The organism is Streptosporangium sp. NPDC049644 (assembly GCF_040675205.1).
In the GTDB taxonomy this organism is placed as follows: domain Bacteria; phylum Actinomycetota; class Actinomycetes; order Streptosporangiales; family Streptosporangiaceae; genus Streptosporangium; species Streptosporangium fukuiense.
In genome coordinates, this window is sequence record NZ_JBFAOJ010000075.1 from 20,800 (window position 1) to 34,123 (window position 13,324).

General features: G+C 69.3%; 11 protein-coding genes. 7 read left to right on the forward strand and 4 right to left on the reverse strand.

Translation table 11 applies throughout. The annotated features are described in order from the left end of the window. The first annotated feature begins 48 nt into the window (after positions 1-48). The 3 genes from AB0J58_RS32075 to AB0J58_RS32085 are packed head-to-tail and all read left to right on the forward strand — an operon-like array spanning position 49 to position 3,169. Positions 49-1,062, forward strand: coding sequence for an ABC transporter permease (locus AB0J58_RS32075; RefSeq protein ID WP_364222881.1), 1,014 nt, complete (start codon positions 49-51; stop codon positions 1,060-1,062). Beyond that, positions 1,059-2,096, forward strand: a complete 1,038-nt coding sequence (locus AB0J58_RS32080; protein ID WP_364222884.1) for an ABC transporter ATP-binding protein — start codon at positions 1,059-1,061, stop codon at positions 2,094-2,096. The genes AB0J58_RS32075 and AB0J58_RS32080 overlap by 4 nt, the downstream gene beginning before the upstream one ends. 56 nt (positions 2,097-2,152) lie before the next feature. Beyond that, positions 2,153-3,169 (forward strand): dipeptide ABC transporter ATP-binding protein, encoded by a 1,017-nt coding sequence (locus tag AB0J58_RS32085; protein WP_364222887.1) that lies wholly within the window; start codon positions 2,153-2,155, stop codon positions 3,167-3,169. A gap of 80 nt (positions 3,170-3,249) precedes the next feature. Here the strand turns inward: AB0J58_RS32085 and AB0J58_RS32090 are convergent, their stop codons facing one another. From AB0J58_RS32090 to AB0J58_RS32100, 3 genes are all read right to left on the reverse strand, one after another. Further along, positions 3,250-3,930, reverse strand: coding sequence for a response regulator transcription factor (locus AB0J58_RS32090; RefSeq protein ID WP_364222922.1), 681 nt, complete (start codon positions 3,928-3,930; stop codon positions 3,250-3,252). Next, positions 3,930-5,132, reverse strand: coding sequence for a sensor histidine kinase (locus AB0J58_RS32095; RefSeq protein ID WP_364222890.1), 1,203 nt, complete (start codon positions 5,130-5,132; stop codon positions 3,930-3,932). The genes AB0J58_RS32090 and AB0J58_RS32095 overlap by 1 nt, the downstream gene beginning before the upstream one ends. A gap of 312 nt (positions 5,133-5,444) precedes the next feature. After that, a complete protein-coding gene (locus AB0J58_RS32100; RefSeq protein WP_364222893.1) occupies positions 5,445-6,323 on the reverse strand; it encodes a RecB family exonuclease in 879 nt (292 codons plus the stop codon). Between the two features lie 179 nt (positions 6,324-6,502). Here AB0J58_RS32100 and AB0J58_RS32105 point away from each other — a divergent pair, with 179 nt between their 5' ends. The 4 genes from AB0J58_RS32105 to AB0J58_RS32120 all read left to right on the forward strand — a co-directional run bounded on the left by AB0J58_RS32105 (position 6,503) and on the right by AB0J58_RS32120 (position 11,184). Continuing rightward, complete coding sequence (locus AB0J58_RS32105; RefSeq protein WP_364222925.1) at positions 6,503-7,591, forward strand: site-2 protease family protein; 1,089 nt, start codon at positions 6,503-6,505, stop codon at positions 7,589-7,591. A gap of 158 nt (positions 7,592-7,749) precedes the next feature. Beyond that, positions 7,750-9,285: a hypothetical protein gene (locus tag AB0J58_RS32110; RefSeq protein ID WP_364222896.1), complete on the forward strand. Its 1,536-nt coding sequence runs from the start codon at positions 7,750-7,752 to the stop codon at positions 9,283-9,285. A 13-nt stretch (positions 9,286-9,298) separates the two neighbouring features. Continuing rightward, a complete protein-coding gene (locus AB0J58_RS32115) occupies positions 9,299-9,736 on the forward strand; it encodes a hypothetical protein (RefSeq protein ID WP_343961159.1) in 438 nt (145 codons plus the stop codon). Continuing rightward, positions 9,733-11,184: an FHA domain-containing protein gene (locus AB0J58_RS32120; protein ID WP_364222899.1), complete on the forward strand. Its 1,452-nt coding sequence runs from the start codon at positions 9,733-9,735 to the stop codon at positions 11,182-11,184. The genes AB0J58_RS32115 and AB0J58_RS32120 overlap by 4 nt, the downstream gene beginning before the upstream one ends. Before the next feature lie 75 nt (positions 11,185-11,259). Here the strand turns inward: AB0J58_RS32120 and AB0J58_RS32125 are convergent, their stop codons facing one another. Beyond that, complete coding sequence (locus tag AB0J58_RS32125) at positions 11,260-13,251, reverse strand: cation:proton antiporter (RefSeq protein WP_364222928.1); 1,992 nt, start codon at positions 13,249-13,251, stop codon at positions 11,260-11,262. Positions 13,252-13,324: the final 73 nt, after the last annotated feature.

The following is a 13,324-nucleotide window of genomic DNA, read 5'->3' on the forward strand; positions in this document are numbered from 1 at the left end:
GCTTGAAGGGACCGGCCCACAAGGCCGGTCCCTGGAGCCGGGGGGACTGTGGTCACTTACATCATCCGGCGCCTGATCGGCGCGGTGCTCATGCTCGTCATCGTGAGCATGGTCACGTTCTCGATCTTCTTTGTGGTTCCCCGTATCGCGGGCGCCACGTCTGAGGACTTCGCCAGCCGTTACATGGGCAGATCCGCCGACGCGGAGATGATCGCGGTCACGGCGGAAAAACTCGGGTTCAACGACCCGATTCCCGTGCAGTACGGCCGCTGGATCTCAGGTGTCTTCGTCGGCTCGGAGTTCGACACCGGCGCCACCGTCGAGGAGTGCCCCGCTCCCTGTTTCGGCTACTCCTTCATCAAGAGGCAGCCGGTCTGGCCCGACCTGGTGGATCGCATCCCGGTGACCCTCTCGCTCGCCCTGGGCGCGTCGGTCATCTGGCTGCTCGGCGGCGTCGCGACAGGTGTGCTGTCCGCACTGCGAAAAGGCACGATCTTCGACCGGGCGGCGATGAGCATCGCGCTCGCCGGGGTCTCCCTGCCGATCTTCTTCACCGGCATCGTCTCCCTCGTCATCTTCAGCTACGGGTTGGGCATCACCGCGCCGGGCGGCAGCTTCACGCCGTTCCTGGAGAATCCGGTGGAGTGGGCCTACAATCTCCTGCTGCCATGGATCACCCTCGCATTCCTTTCTGCCGCCGCCTACGCGCGCCTGACCAGGGCGGGAATGCTGGAGACCATGAGCGAGGACTACATCCGCACGGCCAGGGCCAAGGGCATGCAGGAGTCCAGGGTGGTCGTCAAACACGGCCTGCGCGCCGCGCTGACCCCCATCCTGACGATCTTCGGCCTGGACCTCGGCCTGCTGCTCGGTGGCGCGGTGCTCACCGAGAGCACGTTCTCGCTGAAGGGCCTCGGCGACTACGCCGTTCAGGCCATCGTGACGAACGACCTTCCGAAGATCATGGGTGTCACCATGGTCGCGGCGCTCTTCGTCGTGCTGGCCAGTCTGATCGTCGACCTGCTGTACGCGGTGGTCGACCCGAGGGTGAGGCTGGGATGAGCGCTCCGTCGAGCTTTCTCGAACTGAGGGACCTGCGGATCCACTTTCCGACGGACGACGGCCTGGTCAAGTCCGTCGACGGGCTCTCCTTCCAGCTGGAGCGCGGCAAGACGCTCGGGATCGTGGGCGAGTCCGGCTCCGGCAAGAGCGTCACCTCGCTGGGCATCCTCGGCCTGCACAAGGGCGGCCGGGCGAAGATCTCCGGCGAGATCTGGCTGGGCGGCGAGGAACTCGTCACCGCCTCCGCGGATCACGTCCGGACATTGCGCGGCAAGAAGATGGCGATGATCTTCCAGGATCCGCTCTCGGCGATGCACCCCTTCTACACGGTGGGCGCGCAGATCGTGGAGGCGTACCGGATCCACAACCAGGTCAGCAAGAAGGTCGCGCGCAAGCACGCCATCGACATGCTGGGCCGGGTGGGTATCCCGCAGCCGGAAAAGCGCGTCGACAGCTATCCGCACGAGTTCTCCGGCGGCATGCGCCAGCGTGCGATGATCGCCATGGCGCTCTCCTGCGACCCGGAACTGCTGATCGCGGACGAGCCGACCACGGCTCTCGACGTGACGGTCCAGGCGCAGATCCTGGACCTGATGCGCGACCTGCAGCGTGACTTCAACGCCGCGCTGATCGTCATCACCCATGACCTGGGTGTCGTCGCGGAGCTGTCGGACGACATCCTGGTGATGTACGGCGGAAAGGGCATTGAGTACGGCACCGCGGAGGACATCTTCGAGCGGCCCGAACACCCCTACACGTGGGGCCTGCTGGGATCGATGCCCCGCCTGGACCGGGAACGGACCGAACGGCTGCTGCCGATCAAGGGCAGTCCTCCCTCGCTGATCAACGTGCCCACCGGGTGTGCCTTCCACCCGCGCTGCGCCTATGCCGACCGCACCGACGGGAGGTCGAGCACCGAGGTGCCCGAGCTGCTCGAGAGCGACGGCGGCCATCTGGTCCGGTGCCACCTGTCCCACGAGGTCAAACGGGACATCTGGGAGAACGAGATCAAAGTGAACCTGGAGCCCTCGTGAGCGAGCGAGCCGACAAGCCTGTTGCTCCGGACGCGCGTTCGACGAACGGAAAGTCTGTGACCGAGCCAATTCTGTCAGTGCAAGGGCTGGAGAAGCACTTCCCCGTCACCAAGGGCCTGCTCAAACGCCAGGTCGGTGCGGTCAAAGCGGTCGACGGGATCAGCTTCGACGTCCTCAAGGGGGAGACCCTCGGCCTGGTGGGCGAGTCCGGCTGTGGCAAGACCACGACGGGCCGCATGATCACCAGGCTCATCGAGCCGACCGGCGGGAAGGTGGTCTTCGAGGGCCACGACATCACTCACATGTCGCAGTCCAAGATCCGGCCACTCCGGCGCGACGTGCAGATCATCTTCCAGGACCCCTACTCCTCGCTCAACCCCCGCCACACGGTCGGTGCCATCGTCGGCGCGCCGTTCCGTATCCAGGGGATCAAGACCGAACAGGGGATCAAGAAGGAGGTCCAGGACATCCTCGCCCTGGTCGGTCTCAACCCCGAGCACTACAACCGTTACCCACACGAGTTCTCCGGTGGCCAGCGCCAGCGCATCGGCATCGCCCGTACGCTCGCGCTCAAGCCCAAGCTCATCGTCGCCGACGAGCCGGTGTCCGCGCTGGACGTGTCGATCCAGGCCCAGGTCGTCAACCTGCTGGAGGACCTGCAGAACGAGCTCGACCTGACCTACGTGGTCATCGCGCACGACCTGTCGGTGGTCCGGCACATCAGCGACCGGGTCGCGGTCATGTATCTCGGCAAGATCGTCGAGCTGGCGGATCGTAAGAACCTGTACGAGTCGCCCATGCACCCCTACACCACCGCGCTGATGTCCGCGGTCCCCATCCCGGACGTCAAGCGGCGTGAGGGGCGCGAGCGCATCCGCCTCCAGGGTGACGTGCCCAGCCCGCTCAACCCGCCGCCCGCCTGCCGCTTCCACACCCGGTGCTGGAAGGCCCAGGAGATCTGCAAGACCGTGGAACCGCCGCTGGCAGAGCTGGCGGCGGGCCACCAGGTGGCCTGTCACTTCCCGGAGAACGCCCCCAAGGAGCAGCCGCCTCTGCAGGCCGTCTCGGACTGATCGATCCCCGGCCCGGGCCCGCGCACTCGCCGTGGTGACCGGCCGGTGCGCGGACGCGCCCGTTCGCGCCGGGTATCGGGTCAGGGAGGCGAGCCGGGGGTGATCAGGCCGGTCTCGTAGGCGAGGACGACGGCCTGGACGCGGTCGCGCAGGCTCAGCTTGGTGAGCACGTTGCCGACGTGGGTCTTGACCGTCGTCTCGCTCACCACCAGCTCGGCGGCGATCTCCGCGTTGGACATGCCCTTGGCGATCAGCTTGAGCACCTCCAGCTCACGCTCGGTCAGCCGCTCCAGGCGAGTGGGGGTGGACTGCCGGTGGGTCGGCAGGTGTGCGCCGAACCTGTCCAGCAGCCGCCTGGTGATGCTCGGCGCGACGATGGCGTCACCGGCCGCCACCACCCGGATGGCCTGCACCAGTTCCTCCGGCGGGACGTCCTTCAACAGGAAGCCGCTGGCTCCGGCACGCAGCGCCTCCACGATGTACTCGTCCAGGTCGAAGGTCGTCAGCACCAGCACCCGGGGCACGTGCGTACCTCCGGCGGCCTCCCGTACGATCCGGCGGGTCGCCTCGATGCCGTCCACGCCGGGCATCCGGATGTCCATCAGCACCACGTCGGGCAGCAGTGCCCGCGACTGGTCCTGCGCGGTCTTGCCGTCCCCCGCCTCGCCGACCACGGTGAGGTCGGGTTCGGCCTCGAGGATCAGGCGGAAACCGGTGCGCAGAAGTGGCTGGTCGTCCACCAGCAGCACTCTGATCGTCATCATGTGTCCTTGAGGGGGAACCGGGCATCAACCTCGAATCCGCCCTCGGGACGTGGGCCGATCCTCAGAAGTCCACCATAGAGGGCAACGCGCTCGCGGATGCCCACCAGGCCGTGACCGGTCACCCTCTCGCTCGGTTCACCCGCTTCCTGGCCGAGGCCGTCGTCGGTGACCCGCACGGCCAGCTCACCCGACTCGTGCCGCACCGTCACCCAGGCTCGTGCCCGCGGCCCCGCGTGCCGCAGGCTGTTGGTCAGGGCCTCCTGCACCAGCCGGTACGCGGCCAGGTCGACCCCGGGCGGCAGCGCCCCCGTGGTCCCGCGCTCGTCCTCGATCCACAGCTGTGTCGGCAGCCCCGCCTCGCGCATCTGGTCGACCAGGGCGGGAATCTCACGCATCCCCGGCTGCGGACTGCGCTCGGCGGGCGCCGCGTCGGTCCTGAGCACGCCCACGAGGCTGCGCATCTCCGACATCGCGGTCCGGCCCAGCTCCTCGATCGCGGACAGGGCCTCCCGGGCCCCCTCGGGGTTCCCGGCCAGCACCCGGCGTGCCGCGGCTGCCTGGACGGTCATCACGCTCACGTGATGGGCCACCACGTCGTGCAGCTCACGGGCGATGCGGGAGCGCTCCTCGGCTCTGGCCGCCCGGGTGTCGGCCTCCCGGATATGCTCCATGCGCCGTGCCCGGTCGTGCAGCTCCGCCTGGTAGGCCCGGCGTAGCCGCACGTTCCGGCCGGCGATCCACAGGGAGACGGCGAAGACGACCATCAGCAGGTGGGTACTCCACTCGCCAAGCCCGCCGCCGACCGCCGCGGACAGGAAGTGGCCGGTCAGGGCCAGTGCGGGAGCGCAGAGACTGACCGCCAGGCCGCGCCGGACGGCGATCGTGTAGACCAGCACCAGGGCGGCGAGCCAGAGCAGGGAGGGGTTCCGGCCCGCCGCGGCCAGCGTGATCTCGATCAGGCAGACCAGACAGAGCAGCAGAAAAGGCCAGTGGCGGCGCAGCGCCACCGACAGGCAACCGATCACGATCAGTCCGAGGCTCATCGCGTCCGGCTCCCCGAGCCGGGCCGGGTCGCCGAAAACCTGGGAGACGTGGGCGAAGGGAACCGAGGCGGCCGCCAGCGCCCCCCCGAGGAACAGATCAGGGATCAGCGGATGCTCGCGGAACCAGGCCCGCAGGCTACCGATGGTGTTGCGCACACAACCAACTTAGGTGCCCTTCCTGCCCGGCCACCCTGCCACAGGCGGATATCCTCCTCATCCCCACGTAGGACAGTGTTCGATTGCGGCGCCGGTTGCCGGCGACGCTAACGCGTCGCGGTTCGGCCGCTCTTGTCCGGCTCCTTCCCTCGTCGGGCGGGGCCGTTCGTTCCTCACGACCCCGCCCTCCTCAGTCCAGTCCCCGGCGCGGCCTCACGGGCCATTGGCGACGCCGGCGCGTCCCAAGGATTCTTCCTGGGGCGGGTCCAGGCGTCCTCGCCGTGACGCGCGGTGGCGCGATCGACACAGCCGCTACAGCTCGTCGGTGGCGGCCCTTGAGGTCTTGGCGGGGCGGCGGTTGCTGCGGACGGTGTCGCCGGGCTGGCGCTCGGGCACCGGCGGGGGAGTGCCGCCGAACTCCGGGCACAGGTCCTTGTAGCTGCACCAGCCGCACAGCCTGCTGGGCCTGGCACGCCACTCGCCCGTCTCCAGCGCCCGCTCGATGGCCTGCCACAGGGCCTGGACCTTCCTCTCGGTGGCCAGCAGGTCGGCCTCGTCGGGTGCGTAGCGCAGGACCTCGCCGCCACCTCCCAGATACATCAGCTGGAGCAGGCGGGGCACCGAGCCGCGCAGCCGCCACAGCACCAGCGCGTAGAACTTCATCTGGAACAGCGCCTTGGCCTCGAAGGCGGGCCCCGGGGCGCTGCCGGTCTTGTAGTCGACGACGCGGACCTCGCCGCCGGGGGCCACGTCCAGCCTGTCGATGTAGCCCCGCAGCATCAGGCCGCTGCCGAGCACCGCCTCCACGTAGAGTTCCCGTTCGGCGGGCTCCAGGCAGGTGGGGTCCTCAAGGGTGAAGTAACTTTCCAGCATGACCCGGGCCTGGGCCAGCCACTCGGCGCGGTCGTCGTCGCCGGTGAACATGTCGGCATACGAAGGATCCTCCTGCTGCAGCCTGTGCCACTGTGGCTCCAGCAGGTCCTGGGCCGCGGCGACCGTGCGGCCGGGGGCGGGCAGGTCGTACAGCCGTTCCAGCACGGAATGGACCATCGTGCCGCGCACGGCGGCCGGCGACGGAGGTTCGGGGAGCCTGTCGACCACCCGGAAACGGTAGAGCAGCGGGCACGTCATGAAGTCACCCGCCCGCGACGGCGACAGGGCTCCGATGATCGTGGGCTCGGTCAGCGACATGACCGCACTGTAGGTCACAGTGACGACAGTTTGTGCCCGAGGTGCCCTCGTGGCGTCTGCCAGTGGGCCGGCGGCGCGTACCATCGAGGCTTGAGGGTGGATTGAACACGGGTTGAACGAGGAGTGGTGAGCCAGCGGTGAGCAGCGACAGCCCACGCCGGGACAGTTCAGGGCTGCGGATGGGCCGGCCGTTCGGCATTCCGGTCTACGTCTCGCCGACCTGGCTCATCGTGGCGGCGTTCATCACCTACTCGTTCCAGGGCGTGGTGGCCTTCTGGCTGCCCGAGCTGAGCATCCCGATCACGTACGTCGTCGCGTTCGTCTTCGCGGTGCTGCTCTACGTCTCGGTGCTCCTGCACGAGCTGGCGCACTGCGTGGTCGCCAGGATGTACGGCCTGCCGGTCCGGCGCATCACGCTCTACCTGCTCGGCGGCGTCTCGGAGATCGAGCGCGAGCCGGAGACGCCCGGCAGGGAGTTCATGGTGGCCTTCGCGGGCCCCCTGCTCTCGCTCGGCCTGGCCGCGCTCGGTTTCGCCGCCTCCCGGATCATCGACCCCGGCACGATCCCCGGCGTCCTGGTCTTCCAGCTCTGGTTCGCCAACCTGATCGTCGGTGTCTTCAACATGCTGCCGGGGTTGCCGCTCGACGGGGGGCGCATGCTCCGCGCGGGCGTCTGGAAAATCACCCGCAAGCCCGGTACGGGCACGGTCGCCGCGGCCTGGGCGGGCCGGGGGCTGGCCGTGGCCCTGGTCGCGATCCCCATCGGGCTGGCGCTGGCGACCGGGTCGGCGCCGGACATGACGTTCGCCTGGTCGGTGCTGCTGGCCGCCTTCATCTGGTTCGGTGCCACCCAGGCGCTGCGCGGCGCCCGGGTGCGCGCCCGCATCCCCAAGGTCAACGCCCGTGCCCTGGCCAGGAGGGCCATCGCGGTCACCGGTGACGTGCCGCTGGCCGAGGCCCTGCGCCGGGCGGCGGAGGCACAGGCGGGGGCGATGGTGGTCGTCGACCACGAGGGCCACCCCACGGGCATCGTCAACGAGGTCGCGGTGGAGGCCACCCCGGAGAGCCGCCGCCCCTGGGTGACGACGGGCTCGCTCTCGCGCAGCCTCGAACCGTCGCTGGTACTGGCCGCCGACCTGGAGGGGGAGCCGTTGATCGACGCCATGCGCGAGTCCCCGGCGGGTGAGTATCTCCTGGTGGAGCGCGGTGGCGAGATCTTCGGTGTGCTCGCGACGTCTGACGTGAATCGAGTGTTCAGCGGAGTTTAAGCGAACCACATGTCACTTGCAGGCGTCTCACTGAATACTCGCCGAAGACAGGACGACCAGGGAAAATCATCCCTGTTTGTCCTACTCGTTTTCGGCTCGTACCAGGACTAGGGTTTTGGCTAGTGAACTGGCTGGCCATGTAGCTTAAGGGACGTCAATTGGCACCCCCCCACACGCCGGCTCCGGCCGGCGATCTGACGCCGGATCTTCTCGGCGCGCCCGAGTGGACCGACCAGATGGTCGCCGCCGCGGGCATACCCATGTACGACATCCCGTTCCTCACGGTCGGTGGCGGCATGGGCTCCTTCGTGACGCTCGACTATCTGAGGATTTACGGCGTCCCCACCTCGCAGATGCGGGTGGTCTCCAATATCGACCACCCATGGCAGACCTACGAGTTCCTCACCAGGTGCTCGCAGATCCCCCGTGGGGAGCGGATCCGCTCCGACTCCTCCTCCCGCCCGGACAATCTGTGGGGGTTCCCCTCCTACGCCCTGGAAGAGGCGTGGAAGGAGAAGAAACCGTCGTACCTGTGGCAGATCCTCACCGAGCCGCTCCTGAACGACTACTGGACCCCGCGCGCGGGCACGGTCTTCGAGAACCTGGAGCGCGAGGCCAAACGCATCAACTACTGGGACATGCTGGTCAAGGGACAGGTGCGGATGGTCCGCCGCCGGGCCGGGGGCGGCTACTTCACGGTGGTCACCCCGCCGGACGGCGCGGCGGCGACCAAGCGCATCATCTTCCGTTCGCGCTTCGTGCACATCGCGATCGGCTACCCGGGCCTGAAGTTCCTGCCCGACCTGCAGGAGTTCCGGACCAAGCACGGTGACTACCAGCACGTCGTCAACGCCTACGAGCCGCACGAGCAGGTCTACGAGTTCCTGAAGACCAGGCCGGGCACCGTGGTCATTCGCGGCGGCGGCATCGTCGCCTCCCGGGTGCTCCAGCGGCTGTTCGACGACCGGGAGCGGTACGGCCTGCAGACCCAGATCATCCACATCTTCCGCACGTTCGTCAGCGGCTCCCACGGCCCGCACATCTGGTCACGCCGCAAGGGCGGGGACGGCTGGGCCTACCAGGGCTTCAACTACCCCAAGTCGGTGTGGGGCGGTCAGCTCAAGGCGCAGATGCGCAAGCTCGAGGGTGCCGACCGGGCGAAGAAGTACAAGCAGATGGGCGGCACCAACACCCCCTACCGGCGGCGCTGGCAGGAGCAGATGCGCGCGGGGCGCAGTGGCGGCTACTACCACCCCGTGCAGGGCACCGTGGACCGTGTGGAGCACGGCCAGGACGGGCGGCTGGTCAGCTACGTGCGCAGCAGCGACGGCATCGTCCGCGAGCCGGTCTCCGACTACATCATCGACTGCACCGGCCTGGAGGCCGACATCGCCGAGCATCGGATCTTCGCGGACCTGCTCCAGCACGGCGGGGCGTTCCGCAATCCGGTGGGCAGGCTCGAGGTGGAGCGCCACTTCGAGGTGAAGGGGACGGCCAACGGTGACGGCGCCCTCTACGCCTCGGGATCGGCCACGCTCGGAGGTTACTTCCCGGGCGTCGACACCTTCCTCGGCCTGCAGATCGCGGCTCAGGAGATAGCCGACGACCTGGCAAGGCGAGGGTTCGTCAAGAAGATGGGACCGCTGCGCTCGACCTCGCAGTGGTTCAAGTGGGCCTTCAACTCGTCGGTATAAGGAGTAGTCCCCCGTGGTTCCGACTCTGTGGGGCCGTATTCAGACGCGCCTCTTCATGCTCGCCACCGTTGGCGCGATCATCACCCTGCTGATCGTTCCGGTGCTTCCCGGCTCCTCCGGGCCGCTCTCCGAGCGCTACCTCAACGGTTTTCTGGTCCTCGCGGCGGTAGGTGTGCTGGGGATCGTCTGGGAGCTGATATATCACTTCCTGATGCAGTTCAGATGGGAGAAGGACTGGCCGACCCTCTTCGGTCTGCTGACGCTCGTGCCCGAAGGCCTTGTGCTGTACTTTTTGCTACGGTCCGGTGCAGTCGATGTTATCGATCCGGTCCCGCCGGCCGCCTTCTGGACGCACTTCACCGTCGTCTGGGTATGCATCTGGCTGGTGACGAACGGCCCCATGCGGGTGCCGTTCATCCGGTGGCGTTTCCGGGGAGGGAGAGTTCTGTGACCGACCAGGGCTTCGGAGTGGTGCGTCCGCTTCCGGGCAACGGGCTGGTGGCCTATGTGGGCGGCCTGCTGCTGGTGTGCGACGCGGCCGAGGCCGTCGTTGAGGATCTGCTGGGGGCGCTGCGGGAGACCGCGGCCTCGGGCGGCGACGGCCGGTCGCTGGCCCGCCGTGTCGCCCAGATCCTCGCCGTCGTGATAGGCGAGCCGGTGGCGTGTGCCGTCGCCGGTCCGGTCAACGGGGGAGTGGCCGTCCTGGTCAGCGGTCCGGCATTCGCGGCGGTGACCGGCGCGGCCGGTGAGATCCAGCTCGCCGGGCGTGACGCGCTCACCTGGTCCGACCGCTTGGTCCCCGGCCCGGTGACCCGGGTGGAGCTGAGCCTGCCCGACGCCGGGGCCGCGCACCCGCTGTCCCGGCTGGACGCCGGAGTGATCGTCGCGGGCGGCGTCTGGTGCGACCTGACGGAGGTGGGGGCCGCCCCGCAGGCCATGCCGCGGATGGAGCCCGCCGCGTCACAGGCCCACCAGGCGCCCCGGATGGAGCCCGTGGCCCCCGCGCCCACCCCGATGCCCGCGCCCCCCGAGCGGCCGGCCTCCCCCGAGTGGTCGGCCCCACCGGAGGGCGCCCCGCCGGCGCCCTACCCGCTGGGCCCGGCCGAGCCCTATCCGATGGGCCCGGCGGATCCCTACCCGCCGGTCACCGCCCCGCCGCCGATGGAGCCGCAGCCGCAGGCGTGGCACTCCGAGCCGCCCCCCGGGGCCTCACCGCAGGGGCAGATGCCCTCCGCCGGACCCGCCCCCGCGATGGTCCACCATGAAGAGGTCCGTCACGAGGACATCGACACGGCCAGGGCCAGCGGGATGGGCGGGGATCCCGTCGACGTCCGCGACCAGCCGTTCGAGTATGAGTTGCTGACGCCCGGCGCGGCCGAGCCGCCGGGGCCCGCGCCGAGCTCCGGGGCCGAACCCGAGGCACGGCCGCTGGTCTACGGGGTCGACTGCAAGAACGACCACTTCAACGACCCTCGCGTGCCCTACTGCGCGGTCTGCGGTATCGCACTGGTCCAGCGCACCCTCGTTCCCTACAAGGGACCGCGCCCGCCGCTGGGGGTCCTGCTCCTGGACGACGGTCTCACGCTGCGGCTCGACACCGACTATCTGGTGGGCCGCGACCCTGAGCGGGCACCCGAGGTGGCCGACGGCTCTGTGCGCCCGGCCAAGGTCACCAGCCCCGACGGTTCGGTCTCCCGCCGGCATCTGCGGGTGGCGCTGGACGGCTGGGACGTCAATCTGGTCGATCTGGGATCTGTCAACGGCACCCAGATCCAGCCGCCCGGCGACCCCAACTTCTACGACATCCCGCCGAACGAGCCGGTTACCATCATGCCCGGCACCACCGTGCGGATCGGCGTCTCACGCACCATGCGCTACGAGTCACACCGCAACGGCTGAGAACGCCTTCCGAGTGGTTTCCGGGTGGTGCGGCCAGGGCCGTACCACCCGGCTCTTTTGCCGTGCCGCTCGCGCTCAGAGCCGCGGGGCCGGGGCGCGCAGGGCGGAGACGGCCTCGGCCCAGTCGACCGGGTCTGGGTCCTGCTCGGCGCGGACCAGCAGGTGCGCGCCCTCCGGGGCGGTCCCGGTGTCGGCGGCCACGACCAGCGCGTTCCCGGGGATCGCACCCGCGGCGGCCGCGACGCCGAGCTTGGACAGCCGCTGGGCCAGGGCTGAGGCCCGGTTCCCGCCGGTGACGACCAGTGGCCGGTTCCACAGCATCGCGAGGATGAGCGCCACGTGCGCGGCCGCGTCGTCACCGGAGCCGTAACGTACCGCGACCGGCCCCGGCTCGGAACCGGGCTCGGACTGTTCCGGCACGGGCAAGGACACGGTCACCACGCGGCAGAGCGCGCCGTCACGCACGGCGGCATAGCCGGGGACACCGGCGGGCAGCACCAGCAGGTCGGCTCGGGCGCCGGCGGCCAGCTCCGGCGACTCACCTGCCACATCCGCGCTGAACCGGCTCACCACCCTGGTCTCCGAGCCGCGCTCGCGGGCACCGCCGGCCAGCGCCTCCAGGTCGTGGAGGGTCTCGGCCAGTTCGGCCAGCTCCGAGGAGAGGCCGCTGCCGACCTCCAGGCGGCCTGCCGGGTAGGGGCGCAGGTGGCCCAGGACCACCTCGGACGGCGATCTGGACAGGGCCAGGGTGGTGGCCAGGCCGACCAACGGGGCCTGCTCGGCGGGCGGATCGGGCACGATCACCAGTATCCGGTGGGCGGCGGTCACGCCGAGGGCGGCACGTTCGGCCTCGGCGATGTCGCGGGCCACCCGCCTGTCGGGGTAGATCCTGCGCACCAGCGGGCCGGTCATCGCGGTCGTGACGAGGGCCATGACCACCATCAGCGAGTAGAGCTCGTCGTCGAGCACGCCCTTCTGCAGGCCGACGGTGAGGATGACGATCTCGGTGAGCCCTCGGGTGTTGAGTAGGGAGGCCAGTGCCCAGGACTGCCGGTTGGGCAGCCGCTGGGTCCGCGCGGCGGCGTAGGAGCCGAGCAGCTTGCCGCCGATCGCGACGACCAGGATCGCGGAAAGCGTGCCGAGGCTGGACAGGTCGAGTTCGCGCAGGTTGACGTTGAGCCCCGCCACCACGAAGAACATCGGCAACAACAGCAGCACGGCGAGTTGTTCCAGCCGCTCCAGGATCTCGTGGTTGAGCCGTTCCGCCCCCTCGCGGGGCATCACCGCGCCGAACACGAACGCGCCGAAGATGAAGTGGACGTGCATCCACTCGGTGGCCCAGGCCGATCCGATCAGGCCGAGGAGCACCAGGGAGAGCAGGCCGGGCGTCAGCCGCCCGGCCTTCTCGTACGCGGGCACCAGCCGGGCCAGCAGGGGCTTGACGACCAGGAACATCACCAGGGCGTACGGCAGGGCGAGCAGGACCTTCCACTGCCCCTCGGACTCTCCGGCCCCCGCGATGCCCACCACCACCGCCAGGACGGTCCAGGCGAGCACGTCGATGACGGCCGCCGAGGCCAGGGCGAGGCCGCCGAGCGTGATCCGCTGCATTCCCCGGTCGGTGAGGACCCGCGCCAGCACCGGGAAGGCGGTGGCGGCCATCGCCGCGCCCATGAACAGCACGAACGGCAGGGTCTTGTCGCCTCCCACGTGCTCACCCGCGATGGCCAGCGCGAGCACGCAGCCCAGGACGAACGGCACCACGGTCGAGCCGAGCGCCACGGTCATCGCGATCCGTCCCTTGCCCCTGACCAGCTTCTGGTCCAGTTCCAGGCCGACGACGAACATGAACAGCACCAGGCCGACGTTGGCCAGGGCCTGTAACGGGGGCCGCATCTCGGAACCGAACAGTTCGTCGCCGATCAGGGGGCCCAGCAGGGTGGGGCCCAGCAGGATGCCGGCCACGATCTCGCCGATGACCGGAGGTTGGCCGAGCCATCTGGCCAGCGCTCCGAAGAGCCGCGCGGCCGCGAGGACGATGACAAGGTCGAGCAGGAGCAGATCCATGTGCAGCACTTGCGAGCACGCTTTCCGTATGCAAAGAAAAGCCCCGAGAATGGCGAAGGCGACGTTACCGTGT